Below are 24,479 nucleotides of genomic sequence, written 5' to 3' on the forward strand. Positions count from 1 at the left end.
TCAGCCCCCTTACAGCATCAGCCGGCGCACGTCGCCGAGCAGGTATTTCAAGTGCGCGGCAAACTTCGCCGCCAAAGCGCCGTCGACGGCACGGTGGTCGTAGGACAAGCTCATCGGCAGCATGTTCTTCGGCTCAAACTCGGACCCGTTCCACACGGGCGTCATCGCAGAGCGCGTCAGGCCTAGGATCGCCACCTCGGGTGCGTTGACGATGGGGGTAAAGCTGGTGCCCCCGATGCCGCCAAGGCTGGAGATCGTGAACGTCGCGCCCTTCATGTCGTCGCCCTTCAGCTTGCCGTCACGCGCGGCAGAGGACAGCTCCATCAGATCGCGGCTGATCTGTTCAATTCCCTTGCGGTCGGCGTCCTTGATGACCGGGACCATCAGCCCGTTCGGCGTGTCGGCCGCGAATCCGATGTTGTAGAAATCTTTCTTGATCAGCTTGTCGCCGTCGGAATGCAGGCTGGAGTTGAACTGCCAGTGCTTGCGCAGGGCCGAAACGCTGGCCTTGATGACGAAGGACAGCAGCGTAACGCGGTAGCCTTCTTCCTTCGCCGCCGTGTCCAATTCCTTGCGATACTTATCCAGCTCGGTGATGTCGGCGCTCTCGTTGTGCGTGACATGCGGGATATTCAGCCAGGAGCGGTGCAGCGCGGGGCCGGACAGCTTCTGGATACGGGTCATCTCGACCTCTTCCACCGGGCCGAACTTCGAGAAGTCGACCGCCGGGATCGGCGGGATGCCCATGCCACCCTGTGCGGCCTGACCGCCGGACTGAGCGGGGGCGCTGGAGGCAAGTGCTTTCTCGACGTCCTCACGCAGGATACGACCCTTGCGACCCGATCCGTTGATCTGGCGCAAGTCCACGTCGACCCGACGCGCAAAGGCCCGCACCGAGGGCGAGGCGTGGAAGCTGGAAGAGCCGGTGTCGACCACGGCGTTCGTATTCGATGACGGCGCTTGGCTGGAAGAGCCGGAATAGGCCGCATTGCCGGTCGGTTCGGCGTCGTCCTCTTGCGCTTTTTCCTTCGGCGCATCGTCGGACTTCGCTTCGGGCTCGATTTCCTCTTTCTCGTCCGATCCGCCGTCGTCGCCGGATCCACCCGCATCGTCTTCGAGGATCAGGATAACGGTCCCTTCGGCGCAGCTGTCGCCTTCCTTCAGCTTCACTTCCTTGACCGTCCCGGCGTGGCTTGATGGCACTTCCATCGTCGCCTTGTCGGACTCCAACTCGATCAGCGGGTCTTCCTTCTCGATCTTGTCACCGGCACTGACGAGCACCGCCACCACGGGAACATCGTCGAAATCACCGATATCGGGCACCTTAACTTCGGTCGTCATCTTGTTCTTCTCCCTCGTTCTTTTGCCCGATCAAACCAGTCGCGGGTTCGGCTTGTCGCCGTCGATTTCGTATCTCTGCACGGCCTTTTCCATATCGGCCTTCGACACGGTGCCTTCCTTGTACAAAGCGTGCATGGCGGCGGCCGCGATGTGGTTCGCGTCCACCTCGAAGAATTTGCGCAGGTTGGCGCGGCTGTCCGACCGACCGAACCCGTCCGTGCCCAGCACGGTGAAGGACTGCGGCACGAAGGCGCGGATTTGTTCGGCGAAGTTCTTCACGTAATCCGTCGCCGCGATCACCGGGCCATTTGCATTTTGCAAACATTGGGTGACGTAGGGCACCTTTGGCTCGGACGTCGGGTTCAGACGGTTCCACCGCTCTGCGTCCTGACCGTCGCGGGCCAGTTCGTTAAGCGATGTCGCCGACCAGATGTCCGCCGTCACGCCGAAGTCTTCCTTCAGCATCTCGGCTGCCTTGTAGGACTGCATCAGGATCGTGCCGGACCCCACTAGGTTCACGTGCTTCTTGCCTGGCTTGTCGGCCTTCTGCGCCTTGTAGAGTCCCTTGATGATCCCCTCTTCGGCACCCATCGGCATTTCGGGATGCAGGTAGTTCTCGTTGTTCAGGGTGATGTAGAAGTAGACGTCCTCCTGATCCGCGAACATCCGCTGCATGCCGTTCTGGACGATCACCGCGACCTCGTAGCTGAAGGTCGGGTCATAGCTGATGCAGTTCGGGATCGTGCCTGCAAGGATGTGGCTGTGCCCGTCCTCGTGCTGCAGGCCCTCTCCGTTCAGCGTGGTGCGCCCGGCGGTCCCGCCCAGCATGAAGCCGCGCGCGCGACTGTCGCCAGCGGCCCAAGCCAGATCGCCGATCCGCTGGAACCCGAACATCGAGTAGTAGATGTAGAACGGAATCATCGGAACGCCGTGGGTGGAATAGGACGTCGCCGCCGCGATCCAGTCGGCCATGGCACCGGCCTCGTTAATGCCTTCCTGCAGCACCTGCCCGTTCTGGCTTTCCTTGTAGTAGGACATCGTCTCGGCGTCCTGCGGCGTGTATTGCTGCCCCAGCGGGTTGTAGATACCGACAGAGCGGAACAGCCCCTCCATCCCGAAGGTGCGGGACTCGTCAGGTACGATGGGCACCACACGCTCGCCCACCTTCTTGTCGCGCAGCAGTGTTGTCAGGATGCGCACGAAGGCCATCGTAGTCGAAAACTCGCGATCACCCGACGATTGCAACTCACGCTTGAACGACTCCAGCGGCGGAATCTCCAGCGAAGGCGCCCCGGTATAGCGCGATGGGAACGACCCGCCCAGATCCTTGCGCCGATCCGCCAGATACGCCTTTTGCGCGTTGTTCAGCGTGACGAAAGGCACCTTCTCGATGTCCTTGTCGTCCACGGGGATCTTGAAGCGATCCCGCATGGCTTTCATCTGCGCCACGTCCATCTTCTTGGATTGGTGCGCGGTGTTCGCGCCCTCACCGGCGGTGCCCATGCCGTAGCCCTTGACCGTCTTGATCAGCAGGCAGGACGGGCGCCCCTTGGTTTCGGTTGCGCGCTTGTAGGCGGTATAGACCTTCTGAGGGTCATGCCCGCCACGACGCAGCGAGAAGATTTCTTCGTCGGTCATATCCTCTACCAGCGCAGCGGTTTCGGGATATTTGCCGAAGAAATGCTCGCGGATGTAGGCGCCGTCCTTCGATTTGAAGGTCTGGTAGTCGCCATCCAGCGTCTCATCCATCAACTGGCGCAGCTTGCCGGAGGTGTCGCGCTCCAGCAGGTCGTCCCAGCCCTTGCCCCACAGCACCTTGATGACGTTCCAGCCGGAACCCCGGAAGTTGCCTTCGAGCTCTTGCACGATCTTGTGGTTGCCGCGCACCGGCCCGTCGAGCCGCTGAAGATTGCAGTTCACCACGAAAATCAGGTTATCCAACTTTTCGCGCGCGGCGATGGTGATCGCGCCAAGGCTTTCGGGTTCATCCATCTCGCCGTCACCAAGGAACGCCCAGACCTTGCGATCCGACTTCTCGATCAGGCCGCGGTTCTCCATGTAGCGCATGAAGCGGGCCTGATAGACGGCCATCAGCGGGCCAAGACCCATGGAAACGGTCGGGAACTGCCAGTAATCGGGCATCAGCCACGGATGCGGATAGGAGGACAGACCCTTGCCATCCGTTTCCATCCGGAAGCCTGCAAGATCTTCTTCGCTCAGCCGACCTTCCATGAACGACCGGGCGTAAATGCCGGGGATCACGTGGCCCTGGAAGAAGACCAGGTCGCCGCCGTGGGTCGCGGACCGCGCGCGCCAAAAGTGGTTCAACCCGATGTCATACATCGCCGCGGACGAGGCAAACGAGGCGATATGCCCGCCGATCCCGTCTTCGGCCTTGTTCGCGCGCACCACGGTCGCCATCGCGTTCCAACGGTTGATCGATCGAATGCGCTTTTCCATGTCCGCATCGCCGGGGATCTCCAACAGATCTTCGGCAGGAATGGTGTTCTGATACGGCGTCTGCGCGCTGAACGGCAGGTTCGCGCCCTCGGCCCGCGCTTTCTGTACGGCCTTGTCCAGCAGGAAGTGGGCCCGATCAGCGCCATCCCGCGCGATCACGTCCTCAATCGCCTCCTGCCATTCCTGGCTTTCTACGGGATCGATATCGTCCTGTCCGTCTTTCATCTCAAGCTCCTCCCTTGCGGGACGGGTCCGACTGCGCGCGGTTTTCCCGTCATATTATCGATCACCTTAGCGCCTACTTCGCGACAAGCCAGAGCAGTAGATACGCTTCGCGAAATGCAGCCATGCGATTTCCGCATGTCACCTTCGAAAAACGCATAGCAAAGCAATACCCTTGCGCGAACAATGTCTTGAAGGACACGGACGTGCGCGCAAGATCGTGTCGCGTGCACCCACCCTTTCCCCGCACGCCTCGACTCGCTAATCGGGTCGCGATCAGCAATGAAGGCGGCCCAATGCGCAGCGCATCCATCACCCGCAAGACGAACGAGACCGACATCACCGTCATGGTCGACCTCGACGGCACCGGCAGGTCAGAGATCGAGACCGGCATCGGCTTCTTCGACCACATGCTCGACCAGTTGTCGCGGCATTCGCTGGTCGACATGCACATCCGCGCCAAGGGCGACCTGCACATCGACGACCACCACACGGTCGAGGATACGGGCATCGCCATCGGCCAAGCCCTGCGCGAAGCCTTGGGCGAAAAGCGCGGGATCGCACGCTACGGCCAATGTGCGCTGCCCATGGATGACACGCTGGTGAATACCGCGCTCGACCTGTCGGGCCGGCCGTGGCTCGCGTGGAACGTGCCGATGACCGCCTCCCAGATCGGCACCTTCGACACAGAGCTGGTGCGCGAGTTCTTCCAAGCCTTGTCCACACACGGCGGCGTCACGCTGCACGTGGACCTGATCCGGGGCCTGAACAGCCACCACATCGCGGAAGCCGCATTCAAATCGGTCGCCCGTGCCCTGCGCATGGCGGTCGAACAGGACCCCCGAAAGGGCCACGCAGTACCGTCGACCAAAGGCACGCTTTAGGCTTCTTTGTTTTCTGAAATACTCACGGCCGAAGGCCCGCCCATATGACCACCGTCCTGATCGATACCGACAGCGGCAATCTGCACTCTGCCGAAAAAGCCTTTCAACGCATGTCGCGTGAAGGCAGCGGAGAGCCTGTCGTCGTCACATCCGACCCCGACACCGTGCGCCGCGCGGAACGTATCGTCCTGCCCGGAGACGGTGCCTTCCCCGCCTGCGCCGACGCCCTGATGCGCGACCGTGCCGCACTGCACGAGGCGCTGCTGGAAGCAGTCGAGACCCGCGCTGTGCCCTTCCTTGGCATCTGCGTCGGAATGCAGCTTATGGCGCGCGAAGGATACGAGTACCGCTCAACAGAAGGCCTGAACTGGATCGACGGTGCCGTTTGCGCCATCCCAGCCAATGGCCGCAAGGTCCCACACATGGGCTGGAACGATCTGGTCATCGACCGCCCCCACCCTGTGCTCGACGGCATCGCAACAGGCGATCACGCCTACTTCGTCCACTCCTACCACATGGATCTGGATACCCTCGACCAGCGCCTCGCGCACTGCGACTACGGCGCAGAGATCACCGCAATCGTCGCACGCGACAACCGCATCGGCACCCAATTCCACCCCGAAAAGAGCCAGTCCACCGGCCTGCGGCTCATCGCCAACTTCCTGTCCTGGCGGCCTTGAGCCGACGCGCCGTCCACCTTACGTTGAAGGCACCTGACAGGAGAGTCCCGATGTTCGCCATTCCCGGCAAACAGGCCGTGACCATCACGCCCGCCGCCACACGCCAGATCCTCAAGCTGATGAACGCCAAGGGCCACAAGGGCCTGCGCATCGGCGTGAAGAAGGGCGGCTGCGCCGGCATGGAATACACCATGGACTACGTGGATGAGGTCGCCGACCACGATGAAGTCGTCGAGCAAGACGGCGCACGGGTGATGATCGCGCCCATGGCACAGATGTTCCTCTTCGGCACGGAAATCGACTATGAGACCAGCCTGCTGGAATCGGCCTTCAAGTTCCGCAACCCCAACGTCGAAGACGCGTGCGGCTGCGGTGAGTCGATCAAGTTCAAGGACGTGGCCGAGCTGAGCGCCGAACGTGAACTCTAAGGCCTAAAGCCATTTCACATCGCAGGATTGCAGCACGTGCACAGTGCCAATGCGGCGATTCGCAAAACAATTATTGCGTAATGCGTCGATTGTTTCCCATCCCTAACGCGATCTTGAGCGCCGCGTCCAATCCTATGCCCGGCAATTCATCAAAAGGCGCGATTGCGGCAAAAACCTGTCGCTGACGTAGAGTAAGTTTTCCTCCCGGTTGGCGCGATTGTGGCAATCTATATTATGATTCTATCAACCCTAGGTGGTGCCAGGCTACCCCTAGGCGGTGCGTGACCAACGCGGGAGTTTTAAAGATGCCCTTCACATTCGGAATTCTCGACCCGAGCAACTACGGCGATCCCAACGGCATTTTCGCGGATGACACCGGGACGGACGGCAATGTCGGTGATACCTTCACAATCCTCGATTACGACTACACGAAGGCCACGACCGAAGGCTTCCCGGATGACGGCGGCTCTGACCTGACCGAACCCGTCACGATCAACGGAACGACCTACCAGGCCGGTGACGAGCTTGAGGCCAATTACGAGGTCATCTTCATCGATCAGGCAACCGGACTGTATCACCGCGTCACGGCAATCCAGATCGACAACAGTGACGAACCAGTCGGCATCGTCATTTCGCCGGGCTGGGATATCACGACTGGTGAATTTGTCCCGAATTCCCTGCCCGACCCCGGAACCACCCTGACCGCAATCGACGGCGACGATCTGGATGGCACGCCTAACATCGGTCAGTTCGCAACGGACAACAATTACGTCGGCATCGAAGGCAACGACGCTGAGCTGAACGACAGCAACGGCGTGCCGATCTGTTTCGGTTCGGACGTTGCGATCTTCACCAGCACCGGCAGCAAACCTGCGGGAGAAATCTGTGTCGGAGACCGCGTGCATACGCTGGATCACGGCTTCCAGCCGGTTCAATGGGTCGGGCGGATCACGCTGGAATCAGAGGAACTGACCCGCAAACCACAGCACCGCCCGATCCGCATCAAGGAAGGTGCGCTGGGCCACGGGCTTCCGATGCGTGACATGCTGCTGTCGCCACAGCACCGGGTCATGGTGTCATCTGTCATTGCAGAGCGCATGTTCGGTGCAACAGAAGTTCTTGTGGCGGCCAAACACCTGTTGTCCCTGCCGGGCGTCGAAGTGGCCACGGATGTGACGCAGATCACCTACGTCCACTTCCTGTGCCGCGGGCATGAGATCCTGATGGCAGAGGGTTGTCTTGCTGAAACGCTGTTCTGGGGAAGCGAGGCGCAGAAATCGCTGTCCAGCGCCGCGCAGACGGAAATCATGTCCCTGATGCAACCCCCAACCGAGCCTGCGCGCACGATCGCTCGTGGTCGTCGGGGCAAGCGGCTGGCGGAACGCCACGCGCAGAACGAGCACCACGCCCTCGCAAAGGCCTGATCTACGTTCCGAGCTAAACAATGGCCGCATCCCCCAAGGATCAGCGGCCATTTTTCACGGAGTTCGGGGGAGTTCTGCGCTATTCAGCCGCCGCGACGTCTGATGCTTCCTGCGCGTCGATCTCTGCCGCCCGCTTCTCGACCTGTTCGACGATGTGATCCACCATCTCTTCGTTCGACAGCTTGTGGCTTTGCTTGCCAGCCAGATACACCATGCCAGACCCTGCGCCACCGCCGGTGAAGCCAACGTCGGTCATCAATGCTTCACCTGGGCCGTTCACGACGCAGCCGATGATCGACAGGCTCATGGGCGTCTTGATGTGGGCCAGCCGGTCTTCCAGCACCTCGACCGTCTTGATCACGTCGAAGCCCTGCCGTGCGCAGGAGGGGCAGGAGATGATGTTCACACCCCGATGCCGCAGGCCCAGCGACTTCAGGATCTCGTAGCCCACGCGCACCTCTTCCACCGGGTCGGCGGATAGTGACACGCGCAAGGTATCCCCGATGCCCATCCACAGCAGGTTGCCCAATCCTATGGCCGACTTGACCGTGCCCGCGTTCAGCGATCCGGCCTCGGTGATGCCAAGGTGGATTGGAGCGTCAGTGGCTTCGGCGATGCCCTGATAGGCCGCCGCCGACAGGAACACGTCGGACGCTTTCACGCTGATCTTGAACTCGTGGAAGTCGTTGTCTTGCAGGATCTTGATGTGATCCAAGCCGCTTTCGACCATCGCGTCGGGGCATGGCTCTCCGTATTTCTCCAGAAGATCGCGCTCCAGCGAGCCTGCGTTCACCCCGATGCGGATAGAGCAGCCGTGGTCCTTAGCGGCCTTGATGACCTCTTTCACTCGCTTTTCGTCGCCGATGTTGCCGGGGTTGATGCGAAGGCACCCTGCCCCCGCCTCTGCCGCCTCGATCGCGCGTTTGTAGTGGAAATGGATGTCGGCCACGATGGGCACCGGGCTTTCGCGCACGACCTCTTTCAACGCCGCCGTCGACGCTTGATCCGGGCAGGACACACGCACGATATCGGCCCCCGCTTCGGCGCAGTCCAGAACCTGCTTGATGGTCGCTTTCGCGTCGCCCGAGTCAGTGTTGGTCATCGTCTGCACCGCGATGGGCGCGTCGCCGCCCACGGGCACGTTGCCAACCATAATCTGGCGCGACTTGCGGCGGTAGATGTTCTTCCAAGGGCGGACGTGGTTCAGCGACATGGGATGCTCCGATAGGCTTAAGCGATACCTAAGCCTTACGGAACGCCCTGCCAACCACAGCTATTCGGCGGGATCGGCTTCCGCGGGCTGACCAGGCAAACGCGGGGGATCGGCCTGCAGTTCAACAACGACGCGCGCCAGCGCGGTGTCCTGCGTGATATCCGCGACTTCGTAGGTTTCAGTCAGCGTTTCGGCGGCGAGGGCAAGATTGCCCGTCACGCTGCCGGGGCTGCCGGCGGGGCCGTAATGCTCGCCATTGACCGCGAAGTAGACGGCGCCGGATTCGCCGGTGCGCAGGGTCGCGGGCTCTTCGGTCTTCGGCAGGACGAAGCGGTCGCCCTCTTCCATGACCTTTTCGTAGATTGTGGTACCGTCAGCCGCGCGGACGCGCACCCAGGACGGGCGTACGGCGAAAACGACGACTTCGGGGATATTGGCGGCCACGACCTGCGGACGTGGCGTATCTGTGTCTTCGGCGATCAGAACTTCCGTTCCGCTCATGGGGGTTTCACCGGTCAGACCGTCAGGTGACGCAGTTGCGGGCGTCGGGCCTGTTACACCGGCAAAGCTGCCGCTACGGCGCGGGTCGATCGTCGCGATGGGACCGTCGCGGGCCACAAGGACAGGAACGTCCAGCGCCTCAGGGCGATACAGACGGTCGAAGCCATCGCGGGCCGCCGTCTGCGCACCATCTTCGTCATCCGCACCAAGCGGGGTGATCGTATCGAGCGGGTCAATATCTGCAACGACCTGCGGCGCTTGATCTACGGGCACGACTTGCACGCGCTGCACTTCGGACAGCACGGCATAGCCTCCGTAGCCCAGAAGACCGATCAAACCGACCAGAACAGCGATGGACCCGATAGCCCCCGGTTCGATCCGGGCAAGAAAGCTTTCGTTGCGCGGGGTGATCCCCAAGGCCTTGCTGCCGAACGGGCTGGCCTCTTCGCGGGCTTCACGTTTTGGGGCCGAAGCAGCCTCTGACATACCGTGTGCGGTGGCGAAACCGGCTTCGGCGCAGAAGCGCTTGTAGGCCCATTCGGGGTCGAGATCGAGGTAGCGGGCGTAAGACCGGACATATCCGGCGATAAAGCCGGGTGTTTCGAACGCGGTCGGATCCGCGTTTTCGATAGCGGCGATATAGGTGGCTTTGATCTTCAACTCACGTTGAACATCCAAAAGCGATTTACCGGCGGTGGCACGCTCGCCCCGCATCACATCGCCAAGTCGTAGATCGTAGTCGTCGAAGCCCTTCGGCTCGACGGTTTCCGCGTCTTCTTGGCTGCTGAACCGCCCGATCATGCCTAGCCCCTCAAGACTGCCCGTCCGTCCTTAGACCACCCGCAAAACACACGGGCCCCTTGGTCTTGGACCGCTGATTAGCAATATCGTAGCACGAGTCCAGAGCGCTTGAACACCAATTAGTGTATATCAAGCCGATAGTTCGGCACGATTTAGCGCACAATGTGACCATAAAGTGTCCAGCGCATGAACAAGTGCATCCATTTCGCGCGGACCGTGCACGGGCGACGGCGTAAAGCGCAGCCGTTCCGTTCCGCGCGGCACGGTCGGGAAGTTGATGGGCTGAACGTAGATGCCATGATCTTCCAGCAGCATGTCCGAAAGCATCTTGCAGTGCACCGGATCGCCGACGTGGACAGGCACGATGTGGCTGCCGTGGTCGATGAACGGCAGACCGATCCCCTTCAGACGCATCTTCAGGATACGCGCCTGCGTCTGATGCGCATCCCGCAAGGACTGGTCATGCTTCAGATGCGCGACACTTGCCGCCGCACCGGCGGCCACGGCGGGCGGCAATGACGTCGTGAAGATGAAGCCGGGCGCGTAGGACCGCACTGCATCGCACATGCGGTCGCTGGCGGCGATGTAGCCACCCATTACGCCGTAGGCCTTCGCCAAGGTGCCATTGATGATATCGATCCGGTCGGCCAAATTATCACGCTCGGTGACGCCACCACCGCGGCGGCCGTACATGCCGACGGCGTGAACCTCGTCGATGTAGGTCAGGCAGTTGAACTCATCAGCCAGATCGCAAAGCTCTTCGATCACGCCGAAATCGCCGTCCATGGAATAGACGCTCTCGAACGCGATCAGCTTGGGCAGCGCAGGATCGTCCGCCTCCAGCAGTTCACGCAGGTGGGCCACGTCGTTGTGGCGGAAGACACGCTTCGCCCCGCCATTACGGCGCACGCCTTCGATCATCGAGGCGTGGTTCAGCGCGTCGGAATAGATAATCAGGCCCGGGAAGATCTTCGGAAGCGTGCTGAGCGTCGCGTCGTTCGCGATGTAGGCGCTGGTGAACAGCAACGCCGCTTCCTTGCCGTGCAGATCGGCCAGCTCGGCCTCCAGCCGCTTGTGATAGACGGTGGTGCCAGAGATGTTGCGCGTTCCGCCCGAACCGGCACCCGTGGCGTCGATTGCATCGTGCATCGCGTTCAGGACCACCGGGTTTTGCCCCATGCCCAAATAATCGTTGCCGCACCAGACGGTCACAGGCGTCTTCGTCCCGTCACCGCGCGTCCATACCGCGTGGGGGAAATTTCCCCGCTCACGCTCGATGTCGATGAAAGTCCGGTAGCGCCCTTCCTCGTGCAGGCGGGCGATGGCGGTGTCGATCTGGGCGTCGTAGGTCAAGCGGTAAGACCCTCTCTTCTCTGCGTCCAACCTGATGTAAGGGCGAAAGCCACCGTGTCACGTAGCCAATTCGTCGCCCCTTGCGGCAGTTTAGGTGGTGTAGCCGCCCCGGCCCCGCCCGTCCAGCGACCGCCCGCGCGAAATGCACCGTTTCCACACTGGCCCGCCCGGCGCTCTGGACAGGCGCGCCGGGCGGCGTAGTGTCCCGGCGCAGTAACACCGGAGTGCCCATGTCCCTTGAAGCCATCCTGTCGCGCCTTGATTCAGACCAAAACGATGCCCGAAATCGCCTATTGGAGTTTCTGGCGATCCCGTCGATCTCGACCGATCCCGACTACAAGGCAGAGGTGCGCCGCGCCGCCGAATGGCTACGCGATGCGCTGATCGATCTGGGCGCCGACGCCGAACTGCGCGTCACGCCCGGCCACCCGATGGTCACCGGCCGCACAAACGGCGAAGGACGACCGCTACTGTTCTACGGCCATTACGACGTGCAGCCGGTGGACCCTCTGGAACTGTGGCACCGCGATCCCTTCGATCCGGCCATTGAAGACGATGTCATCCGCGGACGCGGTGCGGCCGACGACAAGGGCCAGCTGATGACCTTCATCGAGGCCCTGCGCGCCTGGAAGTCCGAGCGTGGCACGCTGCCCAACATCACCTTCCTGTTCGAAGGAGAGGAAGAGAGCGGCTCTCCTTCGCTCGTGCCGTTCCTGAAAGAGCATAAATCAGAGCTAACGCGCGATCTGGCGCTGATCTGCGACACCGGCCTTTATGCCAAAGACCGCCCCGGCATCGTCACGCAGCTACGGGGGCTGCTTGGCGAAGAAATCGTCGTGAGAGGTGCGTCGAAAGACCTGCACTCCGGCAGCTTCGGCGGCATCGCTCAGAACCCGATCCGCGTGCTCGCACGTATCGTCGCCAGCCTGCACGACGCGACGGGCCGGGTTACGATCCCCGGCTTCTATGAGGGCGTCCCCGAACTGACAGACGAGCTGCGCGCGCAGTGGGATGCGCTGACTTTCGACGGTCCGGGCTTTCTGTCGGGCGTAGGTTTGTCGGCCCCGGCGGGCGAATCCGACCGGACCGCGCTGGAACACATCTGGTCGCGCCCCACGGCGGAAGTAAACGGCATTCGGGGCGGGTACGCGGGCAAGGGCTTCAAGACCGTCCTGCCGGCAGAGGCCGCAGCCAAGATCAGCTTCCGCCTTGTCGGCAACCAGGACCCGTTGGCGATCCGCGACAGCTTCCGCGCCATGGTCCGCGAGATGATCCCCGAGGATTGCACCGTCGAGTTCCACGACCACGGCGCCGGACCCGCCAGCCATATGGACACCTCCGATCCCGCGTTCGAGGCCGCGCGGCAGGCGCTGGGGCAGGAATGGCCGCACGAAGCTGCCTACATCGGTGCGGGCGGCTCTATCCCCGTCGCGGGCTACTTCCAGTCCATCCTTGGCATGGATTCGATGTTGATCGGCTTCGGTCGCGACAACGATCAGATCCACTCACCCAATGAGAAGTACGATCTGAAGAGCTTCCACCTTGGCGCCCGGTCTTGGGCGCGTATCCTGGATGCGATATCCTGAACCGGGGCGCTGCCCCGGACCCCGAGGTATTTAGAGAACGATGAAGGTAACGGTACTTCACTGTTCCATAAATTCCTTAAGGTAAGGCCGCAGGCCGGGGGGCAGCGCCCCTTGACCGCCCCGGCCCCCGCAGCCAAACCGATCCCATGAAAATCATCATCGACACCGACCCCGGACAGGACGACGCCGTCGCGATCCTGATGGCCCTTGCCTCACCAGAGATCGAGGTGCTGGGGCTGACCGCCGTCGCGGGCAACGTGCCGCTTGACCTGACGGCGAAGAATGCGCGGATCGTGCTGGAACTGGCGGGGCGCACGGACGTGCCCGTCTTCGCAGGCGCCGATCGGCCCTTGTTGCGTCCGCTCGTCACTGCCGAGCATGTCCACGGCCGCACCGGCCTCGATGGCCCGGACCTGCCCGACCCGACCATGCCGCTGCAGGCCACCCACGCCGTCGACTTCATTATCGACACTCTGCGCACGGAAGCCTCCGGCACCGTCACGCTTGTCCCCATCGGCCCGCTGACGAATATCGCCTTGGCGCTGGCGAAAGCGCCCGACATCGCCCCCCGCATCGCGCGCATTGTCTTGATGGGCGGCGCATATTTCGAGGTCGGCAACATCACCCCCGCCGCGGAGTTCAACATCTACGTGGACCCCGAAGCTGCAGCACTTGTCTTTGCCTCCGGCGTGCCGCTGACCGTCCTGCCGCTGGACGTCACGCACAAGGCGCTTGTCACCAAGCCCCGCAATGACGCTTTCCGTGCGCTGAACACGCCCGTCGGAACTGCCGTCGCGCAGATGACGGACTTCTACGAGCGCTTCGACAAGGAAAAATACGGCAAAGCGGGCGCGCCCCTGCACGACCCCTGCACCATTGCTTGGCTGTTGGAGCCGGACATCTTCACGGGCCGCGAGATCAACGTCGAGATCGAGGTCACGTCCCCCCTGACCCGTGGCATGACCGTCGCAGACTGGTGGCGCATCACCGACCGCCCCGCCAACGCGCTTTTCATCGGCGAGTTGGACGCGGACCGCTTCTTCGATCTGCTGACCGACCGTCTGGGGCGTCTCTAGATGGCCGCCACATTGCGCATCGCCGGTGAGGCCGACGCTACCTCCGTTGCGCGCCTGGTGGCGGCTTGCCATGAAGAAACTGGCGTGCAACCCGATCCCGCCCGACGAGATGACGCTATCGCCGCGCTTCTGGATGGCGGAATGCCCGGAGCCCTTTATCTGATAGGGCCGCCGTCTTCGCCGGTGGGCTACCTTGCCATCAGCTTCGGGCATGCGCCTGCCACCGGCACCACCGCGCGGCTAGAGGAAATTTACGTCCGCCCGCCCGTCCGAGGCCGTGGCATGGGCACCGAATCCATTCAGGCCCTGTCCAAGATGCTCTCGCAGAACGGGATAGAGATCCTGTCGGCCACGGTGCCCGAGAGCGAGAGCGGCTTTTTCCCGCGTCTGCGGTTCCAGCCTTATGGGCCGGACATGCGCCGCGCGCTCTAGACGCCGCGCACCTCTATCCCGCCGATCAGCCGGGCGTGTTCCTGAATGGCGAAACGATCCGTCATGCCCGCGATGTAGTCATTCACGATGCGCGCCAACGCGGTCTCTCCGTCCGCATCTTCCACGTCCTTGCGCCATTGTTTGGGCAACAGGTCGGTTTGCTGCATGAACAGAGGAAACAGCTCGTCCACCACCTGCGTGACCTGCGCGCGCATCTCGATCACGCTGGGCGCGCGGTACATGCGGTGGAACAGGAAGTCGCGGATCACCTTCAGTTTCGTCCAGACATCCGGCGAAAACCGGATGATAGAGGTGCCAGCCCCGCGGATATCCGTGGCACTTTGCGGGTTGATCGCCGCCAGCGCGGCCTGCGCCTCTGCGATCACGTCATCCACCAGCAGACCAAAGAACCGCCGCAGCGCCTCGTGCCGCCGCTTGTAGTAGTTCAGACCGGGATACAGTGAATCCACGCGCGCAAAGCAGTCCCCCAGCAACGGCAGCTCGGCCAGTTCGTCGGTCGAGAACAGCTCGGCCCGCAGGCCGTCGTGGAGATCGTGGTTGTTGTAGGCGATATCGTCGGCCAGTGCCGCGAACTGCGCTTCGGCGCTCGCGTGGGTGTGCAGCTCCAGATCGTGCTGCGCATCATAGGCCGCCAAGGCATAGGGCACGTCGCCCGCCACGGGGCCATTGTGCTTCGCGATCCCTTCCAGCGTTTCCCACGTCAGGTTCAGGCCGTCGAACTGGGCGTAGTGCCGCTCCAACGAGGTCACGATGCGGATCGCCTGCGCGTTGTGATCAAAACCGCCGTAGGGCTCCATCAACCGCGCCAGCGCCTCTTCGCCCGTGTGGCCGAACGGCGGATGGCCCAGATCATGGGCCAGCGCGACCGCCTCGGCCAGATCGGTGTTCAGGTCCAGCACGCCCGCCAGAGTGCGCGCCACCTGCGCCACCTCGATCGAATGAGTCAGCCGCGTGCGAAAATAATCGCCCTCATGCTCCACGAAGACCTGCGTCTTGTGCTTCAGCCGTCGGAATGCGCTGGCGTGGATGATCCGGTCGCGATCACGCTGGAAACAGGACCTGAAGGTCGATGTGTCTTCCGGATAAAGCCGCCCACGACTGTCTTCGGGGCGCGAGGCGTAGATGGCAGTCACGAGGGCACTCCTTGTGGGTCGGGGCCGCGCCTCATATATCTATGCCATCACAGGAAAACAGGCGGATCAAACCATGAACCTGCCCCCGAAAGTCACGGATCGCGCCTACGAGCGCCTGTCGGAGATCGGCGCAGCGGCGCAGGGTCAGGCCCTGCGCGTTGCCGTCGAAGGCGGCGGATGCTCGGGCTTTCAGTATGAAATCAAGCTCGACGCCGCCGAGGATGACGACCTGGTGCTCGAAAAAGACGGCGAGCGCGTGCTCGTTGACCAAGTCTCGCTGCCGTTCCTTGCAGGCGCTGTGATTGACTTCACCGAAGAGCTGATCGGCGCGCGCTTCACCATCGAGAACCCGAACGCCACCAGCTCTTGCGGATGCGGCACCAGCTTTTCCATGTGATCGCCCCGGTGTAGGGGCGGCGGATGGACGCTGCACAGAGCATGACAGCCAGAACTTGGGGTATCGCCGCCGTTATCGCGGCGGCAGTGCTTTGGGGCACGACCGGAACCGTGCAGGCGCTGTTGCCTCCCGACCGTGCGCCTCTGGCGGTTGGCGCACTACGGCTGGCGATTGGAGCGGTGTCGCTGATCGTCTTGGCCGCAGTCCAGATCGGTCGTATCCCACTCCGCACACTTCCGTGGCCCGGCATCATCGCCGCCGGGATCGCCATAGGCGGCTATAACCTGCTGTTCTTTCGTGCGGTTTCAGAGGCGGGCGTCGGCATCGGCACCGCGATCACCATCGGCTCTGCGCCAATCTGGGCCACGGTGGTCGAGACCGTGCAGACCCGCCACCTGCCGCGCCCAATTCGGCTGCTCGGCCAAGCCCTGTCGATCACCGGCGTCGCGGTCCTGTCGGCGTCAGGAGAGGTCACCGCCAGCACCCTTGGCATCGCGCTCGCTCTTGGCGCGGGCGCCTGCTACGCGGCCTATTCCCTGATCACCAGCCGCATCAGCCACCGTGCGCCCTCCACTGCCATCGCCGCCGCAACCTTCACGGTCGCCGCACTGGTCGCCCTGCCCGTCCTCGCCATCACCCCCATCGCCTGGGCCGCGGCCCCTGCCCCCGTCGCAGCCCTTCTGTTCCTTGGCATCGGCGCCACCGGCCTGAGCTACGCGCTATACACTTTGGGCCTGGGACGCGTCGCAGCCTCTACCGGGGTCACTTTGGCACTGGCAGAGCCTGTCACGGCATGGATTCTGGCGCTGCTGATCGTTGGCGAAAGCGCGACGCTACCCGGCATGTCGGGCGTCGCACTTATCCTGATCGGCCTGGTCCTGGTGACCCGGCCCGCCCCACAGATGGCTAGCGAAGCCCGCGCCGATGGGCCATGAAGGCCCCAAGACAAGCGAAAGGTCCCCCATGAAGATCGCCAGCTTCAATATCAACGGCGTGAAGGCGCGCCTGCCCGCCCTGCTCGACTGGCTGAAGGACAGCGCGCCGGACGTAGCCTGCCTGCAAGAGATCAAATCGGTGGATGAGGGCTTTCCCCGTTCAGAGATCGAAGACCTCGGCTACACCGTAGAAACACACGGTCAAAAGGGTTTCAACGGCGTCGCGATCCTGTCGAAGCTCCCCGTGGAGGACGTGACGCGCGGCCTCCCGGGCGATGAGACCGACGAACAGGCCCGTTATATCGAAGCCACCGTGATCGGCGACACGGCGATCCGTGTTTGCGGCCTGTATCTGCCCAACGGCAACCCCGCGCCGGGTCCGAAGTACGACTACAAACTGGCATGGATGGCCCGGCTGGAAGACCGCATGCGCGCGCATCTGGCAGAAGAGACTGCCGCCGTCTTCTGTGGCGACTACAACGTTATCCCGGATGATCGCGACGCCGCCAGACCCGACGCTTGGCGCAAGGACGCGCTGGCCCTGCCCCAAAGCCGTGCCGCGTTTCACCGGATGACGCATCTTGGCCTTACCGAAGCCTTCCGCGCCCGCAACCAGCAGGCGGGGCATTTCACCTTTTGGGACTATCAGGCAAACGCCTATGACCGGAACGATGGTATCCGCATCGACCACCACCTGCTGACCCCTCAAGCCGCTGATCTGCTTGAAGATGTGTGGATCGAAAAAGAGGTTCGCGGTCGTGAGAAACCGTCCGACCACGTGCCGGTCTGGATCGAACTCCGGGCCTGATCAAAGAGTCTCACACCCGTGATGCATCTTTTGACACCGACGCGCATTGGGGTGTCGAAGGAGCAACCGGATGATGATCAGCGCAGCCTTGCAGATCGCCCTGTCATTAGGCGTGCCCGCCACTTGCGCGGCCACCTTCGTGCAGACCGAGTCCAAGTCTGAAAAGTCCTGGAAGGACCCAAGGTTTGCAGTGAACGACGTGATCGACGTCGATCAGAACGCGCTTCAGTCCCATTACCCCGGCATGGATCTACCTACGCTGACCGGGGACGAAGAAGCCTATTATCGTGGCAACGAATTTATCTACCGCGTTCAATTGAAGACCATGACCGTGATCGAAGTTGTCCCGATCGGAAGTGTCCTGCTCTACTGATCGCTACTCCGCCGCCACCTTTCGTGCGTTTAGCATCGGCTTGAGGTAACGCCCCGTGTGGCTCTCCTCGACCTCGGCCACATCCTCTGGCGTGCCTGTCGCGACGATGCACCCGCCGCCGGTGCCGCCTTCGGGACCGATGTCGATCAACCAATCGGCGGTCTTGATGACATCCAGATTGTGTTCGATCACCACCATGGAATTGCCCTGTTCGACCAGCTCGTGCAGCACCTCCAGCAGCTTCTTCACATCCTCGAAGTGCAGGCCCGTCGTCGGCTCGTCCAAGATATACAGCGTGCGGCCCGTGGACCGTTTCGCCAACTCCTTCGATAGCTTCACCCGTTGCGCTTCGCCGCCCGACAAGGTCGTGGCCTGCTGGCCAACTTTGATGTAGCCAAGGCCGACGCGCACCAGCGCGTCCATCTTCTCGCGGATCGACGGCACAGCCTGGAAGAAGTTCTGCGCATCTTCAACCGTCATATCAAGAACGTCCGCTATGCTCTTGCCTTTGAACTTGATTTCCAAAGTCTCGCGGTTGTAGCGCGCGCCGTTGCAGGTCTCGCAGGTCACGTAGACATCCGGCAGGAAATGCATTTCGATCTTGATGACGCCGTCACCCTGACAGGCCTCGCACCGCCCCCCCTTCACGTTGAAGCTGAAGCGACCCGGCTTATAGCCACGCGCTTTCGCTTCCGGCAGCCCGGCGAACCAGTCGCGGATCGGGGTGAAAGCGCCCGTGTAGGTCGCCGGGTTCGAGCGTGGCGTGCGCCCGATGGGCCGCTGATCGATGTCGATCACCTTGTCCAGATGCTCCAAGCCCTTGATCGTCTCACATGGCGCTGGCGTCTGGCGCGCCCCGTTCAACCGCATGGAGGCCGTCTTGAACAGCGTCTCGATGGTCAGCGTGGACTTGCCGCCGCCCGAAACACCGGTCACGCAGACGAACTTGCCCAGCGGGAAATCGGCGGTCACGTTGTCCAGATTGTTGCCGTTGGCCTTCACGACCGTCAGCTTCTTCTTGTTGCCCTTGCGCCGCTGCGCTGGCACGCCGATCTCACGCCGTCCGGCCAGATAGTCGCCCGTCACGCTTTCGGGTGTATCGATGATCTCTTGCGGTGTCCCGGCGGCGATGACTTGCCCGCCGTGGATGCCCGCGCCGGGGCCGATATCCAGTACGTAGTCGGCCTCTCGAATGGCCTCTTCATCATGCTCGACCACGATCACCGTATTGCCCTGATCGCGCAGGTTCTTGAGCGTGGTCAACAACCGGTCGTTGTCGCGCTGGTGCAGGCCGATGCTAGGTTCGTCCAGCACATACAGCACGCCCGTCAGGCCAGAACCGATCTGAGACGCCAGCCGGATGCGCTGCGATTCACCCCCCGACAGCGTGCCCGCGTTGCGCGACAGCGTCAGATATTCGAGACCGACGTTGTTGAGGAACCCCAAGCGCTCGCGGATTTCCTTCAGGATCGCACGCGCGATCTCGTTCTTCTGCTTCGACAACGCCTCGGGCACCGCCTCGCACCAGTCAAAGGCTTCCTTGATCGACATCTGGACGACTTCGCCCACGTGGCGAAGCTCTGCCCCCTTGCCCGTGCCGGACCCGATCTTCACGGCCAAAGCCTCTGGCCGCAGACGATAGCCCTCGCAGGTCTTGCAGGCGCGGTTGTTCTGGAATCGCTCGAACTCTTCGCGAATCCACGACGAATCCGTCTCGCGATAGCGACGCTCCATGTTGGGGATCACGCCCTCGAACGGCCGCTCGATCTGGTAGACGCGACCGCCTTCATCGTAGCGGAACTTGATCTCTTCCTTGCCCGAGCCGAACAGGAAGACGTCCTTTACCTTGTCGTCCAAGTCCTTCCACTTCGTCGCAGAGGAGAAGCCGTAGTGCTTGGCCATCGCTTGGATGGTCTGCGTGAAATAAGGTGATTTCCCCTTCCGCCATGGCGCAATCGCCCCGTCACCGATCTTCAGGTTCTGGTCCGGCACCATCAGCGCCGGGTCGAAGAACAGCTCTACACCCAAGCCGTCGCAAGACGGACACGCCCCGAACGGCGCGTTGAAAGAGAACAGGCGCGGCTCGATTTCCGGGATCGTGAAGCCGGACACCGGGCAAGCGAAATTCTCGGAAAAGGTAATACGCTCGGGCTCTGGCGGCTCTTCGCCTTCCTCTGCGCGCGGTGCGGTTTCCAGAATGGCGATGCCATCGGCCAGATCCAAAGCGGTGCGGAACGAGTCCGCAAGCCGTGTTTCCAGCCCCTCACGCACGACGATCCGGTCCACGACCACGTCGATGTCGTGGCGAAACTTCTTGTCCAGCGTGGGCGGCTCGTCCAACTCGTAGAACGTGCCGTCGACCTTCACGCGCTGGAACCCCTGCTTGCGCAGCTCCAGAAACTCCTTGCGATACTCACCCTTTCGGTCGCGAATGATGGGGGCCAACAGGAAGCCGCGGGTGCCTTCCTCCATCTTCATGACCGTATCGACCATGTCCTGCACCTGCTGCGCCTCAATCGGCTGGCCAGTGGCGGGGGAATAGGGCGTGCCCGCGCGCGCGAAGAGCAGGCGCATGTAGTCGTAGATCTCTGTCACGGTGCCGACGGTGGACCGCGGGTTCTTCGACGTGGTCTTCTGCTCGATGGAGATCGCAGGCGACAGGCCCGAGATGTGATCCACATCGGGCTTTTCCATCATGTCAAGGAACTGCCGCGCATAGGCCGACAGCGATTCTACGTAGCGGCGTTGCCCCTCTGCGTAGATCGTATCGAACGCCAGCGACGACTTGCCGGACCCGGAAAGCCCGGTGATGACCACAAGCTGATCGCGCGGAATATCCACGTCGATGCTTTTCAGATTGTGCTCGCGCGCGCCGCGAACAGAGATCGATTTCAGCTCGGCCATGGTGCCCCCTTAACCCTTCGTCCACACATAGACCCGTGTCGCCGTCGCGCCAACGCTTAATTGGAACGAACAGGGAACGCTAATCGTGCCGTATGGATGTGCTGTGCAGATGGGCGAGTCCCAGTGTCACCGCAAGCCCAAGCACCGAAAAGCCGACGAGCGCCGCCCACAATCCGGGCAAGCCGGCCTGCGCGTAGAACAGGGCGAACATCGGCGTGCCCAGCGTGGTGCCGACGTTCCCCATCTGCGCGATCCCACCGGTCGCCAACGCGCGGTCTGACACTTCAGCATTCAGGTGCGGGATCAGCGCGAAGGCAGCCCCCGGCACCAGTCCCATGGTCGCGAACATCGGGTAGACGGCGGCAGGCGTGCTGACCCAGCCGATGATCCCACAAAGCGCAACTGCGATGAAACCCGCAGCGAGGACGATGAAAGGTGGCACTCGCTTGCACAGCCAACCGGCGGCGAAGGTGCCGGACAGGGACAGAAGCGGAAGAGAGATCGCAAGTCCCGGGCGTCCCAGTGCCAAGGGCAGGAAGGCGACGGCAGCGACGAAGACCACCGTATAGAACACGAAACACAGCGCCGGCATGGCGCGGGCGACGTGGCCGTAGATTGCGCGGTGCATTGCGACCGGTGAAAGGCGCAATGGTTGCCGGGGCTGCACCGGCAGCATCGGGACCAGCACGGCGGCCATGACCAGAAAACCCAAGCCATGTGCCACGTTCAGTGCCTGCAAGCCGCCGATCGTCACGATCATCGGAAAGATCGCCGCGCCGATGGCGAATGCGACCCCGAAGAACATCGCCCAGATCGCCATGGCGACCGGGCGCCCGTTGTCAGAGGCCACCCCCGCGATCAGTGTCGGCGCCGCGACGACGATCAACAGGTGGGACACGCCTTCGATCACTCGACTTACGCCCAGCAGCCACAGGGGCGGCAGAAACGCCTGCACCAGCGACATTCCAGCCCCCAGCAGCATCGCGAAGATCAATACGCGCCGTGCACCCATAGCCGCCACACAGCCGCCCGCAACGGCACCGAGCAGTATGCCGACAAGGCCGACCACCGATACCAGCCACGCCAGAGTTGTTACTGGTCGGTCGTAGGCTGCCGATAGGTCCGGCAGTGTCAGCGCGAAGGTCGCGAATTGCCACGCCGCCAACAGACCGGTCACGAAGAGGGCTGCGACGACGGCCCAGTTGGTGCGGTCGGAGGATACGCTCATGCGTCGCTTAGACGCGCGCTGCAGGCGCGGCGCAAGCGGGTGTCAGCCCTTTCGGCGACGCTCGATCGCGATCAGCAGGACGACTCCGGCGATCAAAAGAAGCGGTCCGATCAAGCCGACAATCCCGCTGCCGAAAACGCTGGTCGCCAGTCCGTCGGCCAGGAATGCGAACCGATAGAAAGTAATGACGATACCGGCCACGATCAGGGCAATGGCCAACCATGTCTTGCTCATACTGCGCTCCTTTGGTTGGCGGAGAAACAGAGAACACAGGTCGACGTTCCGACGCGGAAGGTCGCACCCCTGAAGCTGGTCACGCGGTCTGCTGTAATTCCCGAACCACCGCGCCGTATCCGCCGTCCTTGATGAACGCGGTTTCAGCGCTGGTCGACGATCGGCCCAACGTCTCGTTCCGGTGGGGGAAGCGTCCGAAACGGCGGATGACTTCCCGGTGGGCCTTGGCGTGCAGAAGGTTGTTCTCTGCCTCTGGCATCCGGTCGTAGAACAGCCGCACGCAACGATCCTGATCGATCAGGTTCTCGGCGTGCATCAGCGGCAGATAGAAGAATTGCCGCCCCGGCGGGTCGATCCGCTTGTCCCACCCCTTGCCGATTGCCATCTTCGCAGCGGCCCCCGCGACGGCGTCTAGCTTGAACGCGTCAGGCGTGCCGCGCCACATGTTGCGGGGCAGTTGGTCGGAAAGGATGATGTAGGCCAGAACGCCGGACGGATACGTCAGCCAAAGCGACAATCCGCCCTCGTCCAGATCTGCCCATGCCTCTGCAAAACGGTCGCGGCAGGTCTCATCCAGTTCATCGCCACCGGCATACCAGCCTTTGGGGCCGACATCATCCAGCCAAAAGGCCAGAACCTCTTCAGGTGTCGCCATGGCACACCCTCCCTATTGCTTCCGCCCCCCGAACCCGATGAGCGTTGCAAAATCCCCCCGACATAGCAAGGATTTACGCCGATCCGCTGGTCGGCAGGATATCGGGCTCGTCTTCGCCCTCATCCCAGCCATTGTCGCCCGCGTCCTCGGCGTCATCCGACTGCGCCTCGGACCATTCCTGACCGGCCGCGACACCCACACTCGACAGGTTCGGCGAGAACGGAACGTAGGCACCCGTCTCATCGGCGGACGGCGCCGCACGGCGAGTCATGCGGTAGGCGGAATATCCCGCCAGCGCGACCATGAGAAACGCCACGAACAGCCAGTAGCCCTGCGGCCCGATGGCGGTCATCAGCGCACCGATCGCCAACGGCCCGGCGATGGCGCCCAATCCGTTGATGAAGATCAATCCGCCCGAGGCTGCTGCCATGTCGGAATAGTCCAGGTAGTCAGCCGTGTAGGCGATCAGCAACGAGTAAAGCGGGTTGATCATGCCACCCATTATGAAACCGATCGTCAGCACGACCGGCACTGTTGGCGATAGCAAAACGCCCGCTGTGCAGGCCAGCGCACCGATGACGGAGCATCCAAGGATCAGCACGCGCCGGTCCATCCGGTCGCTGATCCAACCCACGGGATACTGCAAGATGAGCCCGCCCAAGAAGATCGCGCCCACGAAAGAGCCGACCTCTGCCACGCTCAACCCGGCCTGTGCCGCATAGACTGCGGACATTCCGAACTGGGCGGCCATCATGCCGCCTGACAGGAACATTCCCACGCAGCCCGTGGGCGACGAGCGATACAGCTCGACCAGGTTCATGGGCTTGGTGGTGTCAAATGGGGGCGTCGGTGCGATGGACAGAAGGATCGGCGCGAAAGAGATCGAAACCAGCACCGAAGGCACGATGAACAGAATGAATCCGGCCGGATCACCCAAAGACAGAAAGCCCTGCGCCGCAACCATGCCACCGGTCTGCACGATCATGTAAAGAGATAGCGCCTGCCCGCGATTTTCGGTCGTCGTCGCGTTGTTCAGCCAGCTTTCGGCAGTGACGTAGACGCCCGCGAATCCGAATCCAATGATGACGCGCAGCGCGATCCACGCCCACGGCTCTGTGACCGAGGGGAACAGGATCAGCACCGCAGAAATCAGCGAGCCCAGCGCGGCGAAGACACGAACGTGGCCGACCCGTCGGATCATCTCTGGCGCCAGACGCGACCCGCCAAGGAAGCCGACGAAGTAGGCAGACATGACGATCGACATCTCGACGGTAGAAAACGCCTCGATCTCGCCCCGGATCCCCAACAACGTGCCCTGCATTCCGTTGCCGATCATCAGCAACAGCATCCCAAGAAACAGCGCCCAGGCGCTGGCAAGAACCTTGAACAT

22 protein-coding genes are annotated in these 24,479 nt (G+C 62.5%); 11 read left to right on the forward strand and 11 right to left on the reverse strand.

Going from position 1 to position 24,479, the window contains the following annotated elements; all coding sequences use genetic code 11:
- Nucleotides 1-9: 9 nt before the first annotated feature.
- Both FIU81_RS09465 and aceE read right to left on the reverse strand, forming a co-directional pair.
- Nucleotides 10-1,341 (reverse strand): 2-oxo acid dehydrogenase subunit E2, encoded by a 1,332-nt coding sequence (locus tag FIU81_RS09465; protein ID WP_124111776.1) that lies wholly within the window; start codon nt 1,339-1,341, stop codon nt 10-12.
- A 30-nt stretch (nt 1,342-1,371) separates the two neighbouring features.
- The gene (aceE, locus tag FIU81_RS09470; protein WP_124111775.1) at nt 1,372-4,026 is read right to left on the reverse strand and encodes a pyruvate dehydrogenase (acetyl-transferring), homodimeric type; all 2,655 of its coding nucleotides are present in this window, start codon (nt 4,024-4,026) and stop codon (nt 1,372-1,374) included.
- A 293-nt stretch (nt 4,027-4,319) separates the two neighbouring features.
- Here aceE and hisB point away from each other — a divergent pair, with 293 nt between their 5' ends.
- The 4 genes from hisB (at nt 4,320) to FIU81_RS09490 (ending at nt 7,439) form a co-directional block, all read left to right on the forward strand.
- Entirely contained in the window at nt 4,320-4,907 is a 588-nt protein-coding gene (hisB, locus tag FIU81_RS09475; protein WP_124111774.1) for an imidazoleglycerol-phosphate dehydratase HisB, read from the forward strand.
- 44 nt (nt 4,908-4,951) lie between these two features.
- A complete protein-coding gene (gene hisH / locus FIU81_RS09480) occupies nt 4,952-5,587 on the forward strand; it encodes an imidazole glycerol phosphate synthase subunit HisH (RefSeq protein ID WP_124111773.1) in 636 nt (211 codons plus the stop codon).
- 50 nt (nt 5,588-5,637) lie between these two features.
- Nucleotides 5,638-6,015, forward strand: a complete 378-nt coding sequence (locus FIU81_RS09485; RefSeq protein ID WP_124111772.1) for a HesB/IscA family protein — start codon at nt 5,638-5,640, stop codon at nt 6,013-6,015.
- A gap of 305 nt (nt 6,016-6,320) precedes the next feature.
- Nucleotides 6,321-7,439, forward strand: coding sequence for a Hint domain-containing protein (locus FIU81_RS09490; protein WP_124111771.1), 1,119 nt, complete (start codon nt 6,321-6,323; stop codon nt 7,437-7,439).
- Nucleotides 7,440-7,518: 79 nt separating this feature from the next.
- Here FIU81_RS09490 and ispG read toward each other — a convergent pair whose 3' ends face one another.
- The 3 genes from ispG to hemA form a co-directional block, all read right to left on the reverse strand.
- The gene (ispG, locus tag FIU81_RS09495) at nt 7,519-8,652 is read right to left on the reverse strand and encodes a flavodoxin-dependent (E)-4-hydroxy-3-methylbut-2-enyl-diphosphate synthase (RefSeq protein WP_124111770.1); all 1,134 of its coding nucleotides are present in this window, start codon (nt 8,650-8,652) and stop codon (nt 7,519-7,521) included.
- A gap of 60 nt (nt 8,653-8,712) precedes the next feature.
- Nucleotides 8,713-9,954 (reverse strand): helix-turn-helix domain-containing protein, encoded by a 1,242-nt coding sequence (locus tag FIU81_RS09500; protein WP_124111769.1) that lies wholly within the window; start codon nt 9,952-9,954, stop codon nt 8,713-8,715.
- A 129-nt stretch (nt 9,955-10,083) separates the two neighbouring features.
- A complete protein-coding gene (gene hemA / locus FIU81_RS09505; protein ID WP_124111768.1) occupies nt 10,084-11,307 on the reverse strand; it encodes a 5-aminolevulinate synthase in 1,224 nt (407 codons plus the stop codon).
- Nucleotides 11,308-11,537: 230 nt separating this feature from the next.
- Here hemA and FIU81_RS09510 point away from each other — a divergent pair, with 230 nt between their 5' ends.
- The 3 genes from FIU81_RS09510 to FIU81_RS09520 all read left to right on the forward strand — a co-directional run bounded on the left by FIU81_RS09510 (nt 11,538) and on the right by FIU81_RS09520 (nt 14,401).
- The gene (locus FIU81_RS09510; protein ID WP_124111767.1) at nt 11,538-12,893 is read left to right on the forward strand and encodes a M20/M25/M40 family metallo-hydrolase; all 1,356 of its coding nucleotides are present in this window, start codon (nt 11,538-11,540) and stop codon (nt 12,891-12,893) included.
- A 146-nt stretch (nt 12,894-13,039) separates the two neighbouring features.
- Entirely contained in the window at nt 13,040-13,969 is a 930-nt protein-coding gene (locus FIU81_RS09515; protein ID WP_124111766.1) for a nucleoside hydrolase, read from the forward strand.
- Nucleotides 13,970-14,401: a GNAT family N-acetyltransferase gene (locus FIU81_RS09520; protein ID WP_124111765.1), complete on the forward strand. Its 432-nt coding sequence runs from the start codon at nt 13,970-13,972 to the stop codon at nt 14,399-14,401.
- On the opposite strand, the gene FIU81_RS09525 is transcribed toward FIU81_RS09520, so the two are convergent.
- Entirely contained in the window at nt 14,398-15,555 is a 1,158-nt protein-coding gene (locus tag FIU81_RS09525) for a deoxyguanosinetriphosphate triphosphohydrolase (protein WP_124111764.1), read from the reverse strand. The genes FIU81_RS09520 and FIU81_RS09525 overlap by 4 nt on opposite strands.
- A 73-nt stretch (nt 15,556-15,628) precedes the next feature.
- Here FIU81_RS09525 and FIU81_RS09530 point away from each other — a divergent pair, with 73 nt between their 5' ends.
- The 4 genes from FIU81_RS09530 (at nt 15,629) to FIU81_RS09545 (ending at nt 18,068) form a co-directional block, all read left to right on the forward strand.
- Nucleotides 15,629-15,952 carry a HesB/IscA family protein gene (locus FIU81_RS09530; RefSeq protein ID WP_124111763.1) on the forward strand — a complete coding sequence of 108 codons (324 nt, stop codon included), beginning with the start codon at nt 15,629-15,631 and terminating at the stop codon, nt 15,950-15,952.
- Between the two features lie 41 nt (nt 15,953-15,993).
- Nucleotides 15,994-16,887: an EamA family transporter gene (locus tag FIU81_RS09535; RefSeq protein ID WP_124111762.1), complete on the forward strand. Its 894-nt coding sequence runs from the start codon at nt 15,994-15,996 to the stop codon at nt 16,885-16,887.
- 28 nt (nt 16,888-16,915) lie between these two features.
- Nucleotides 16,916-17,695: an exodeoxyribonuclease III gene (gene xth, locus FIU81_RS09540; RefSeq protein ID WP_124111761.1), complete on the forward strand. Its 780-nt coding sequence runs from the start codon at nt 16,916-16,918 to the stop codon at nt 17,693-17,695.
- A gap of 70 nt (nt 17,696-17,765) precedes the next feature.
- Nucleotides 17,766-18,068 (forward strand): hypothetical protein, encoded by a 303-nt coding sequence (locus tag FIU81_RS09545; RefSeq protein ID WP_124111760.1) that lies wholly within the window; start codon nt 17,766-17,768, stop codon nt 18,066-18,068.
- A 3-nt stretch (nt 18,069-18,071) separates the two neighbouring features.
- Here the strand turns inward: FIU81_RS09545 and uvrA are convergent, their stop codons facing one another.
- From uvrA to FIU81_RS09570, 5 genes are all read right to left on the reverse strand, one after another.
- Nucleotides 18,072-20,972 carry an excinuclease ABC subunit UvrA gene (gene uvrA / locus FIU81_RS09550; protein WP_124111759.1) on the reverse strand — a complete coding sequence of 967 codons (2,901 nt, stop codon included), beginning with the start codon at nt 20,970-20,972 and terminating at the stop codon, nt 18,072-18,074.
- Between the two features lie 79 nt (nt 20,973-21,051).
- On the reverse strand, nt 21,052-22,200 hold the full coding sequence (locus FIU81_RS09555; RefSeq protein WP_124111758.1) for an MFS transporter: 1,149 nt from the start codon (nt 22,198-22,200) through the stop codon (nt 21,052-21,054).
- A 42-nt stretch (nt 22,201-22,242) separates the two neighbouring features.
- On the reverse strand, nt 22,243-22,434 hold the full coding sequence (locus FIU81_RS09560; RefSeq protein WP_124111757.1) for a hypothetical protein: 192 nt from the start codon (nt 22,432-22,434) through the stop codon (nt 22,243-22,245).
- A gap of 79 nt (nt 22,435-22,513) precedes the next feature.
- Nucleotides 22,514-23,089, reverse strand: a complete 576-nt coding sequence (locus FIU81_RS09565; protein WP_124111756.1) for a DUF924 family protein — start codon at nt 23,087-23,089, stop codon at nt 22,514-22,516.
- A gap of 73 nt (nt 23,090-23,162) precedes the next feature.
- Nucleotides 23,163-24,479 carry an MFS transporter gene (locus FIU81_RS09570; RefSeq protein WP_124111755.1) on the reverse strand — a complete coding sequence of 439 codons (1,317 nt, stop codon included), beginning with the start codon at nt 24,477-24,479 and terminating at the stop codon, nt 23,163-23,165.

The organism is Palleronia sp. THAF1 (genome assembly GCF_009363795.1).
Lineage (GTDB): Bacteria > Pseudomonadota > Alphaproteobacteria > Rhodobacterales > Rhodobacteraceae > Palleronia.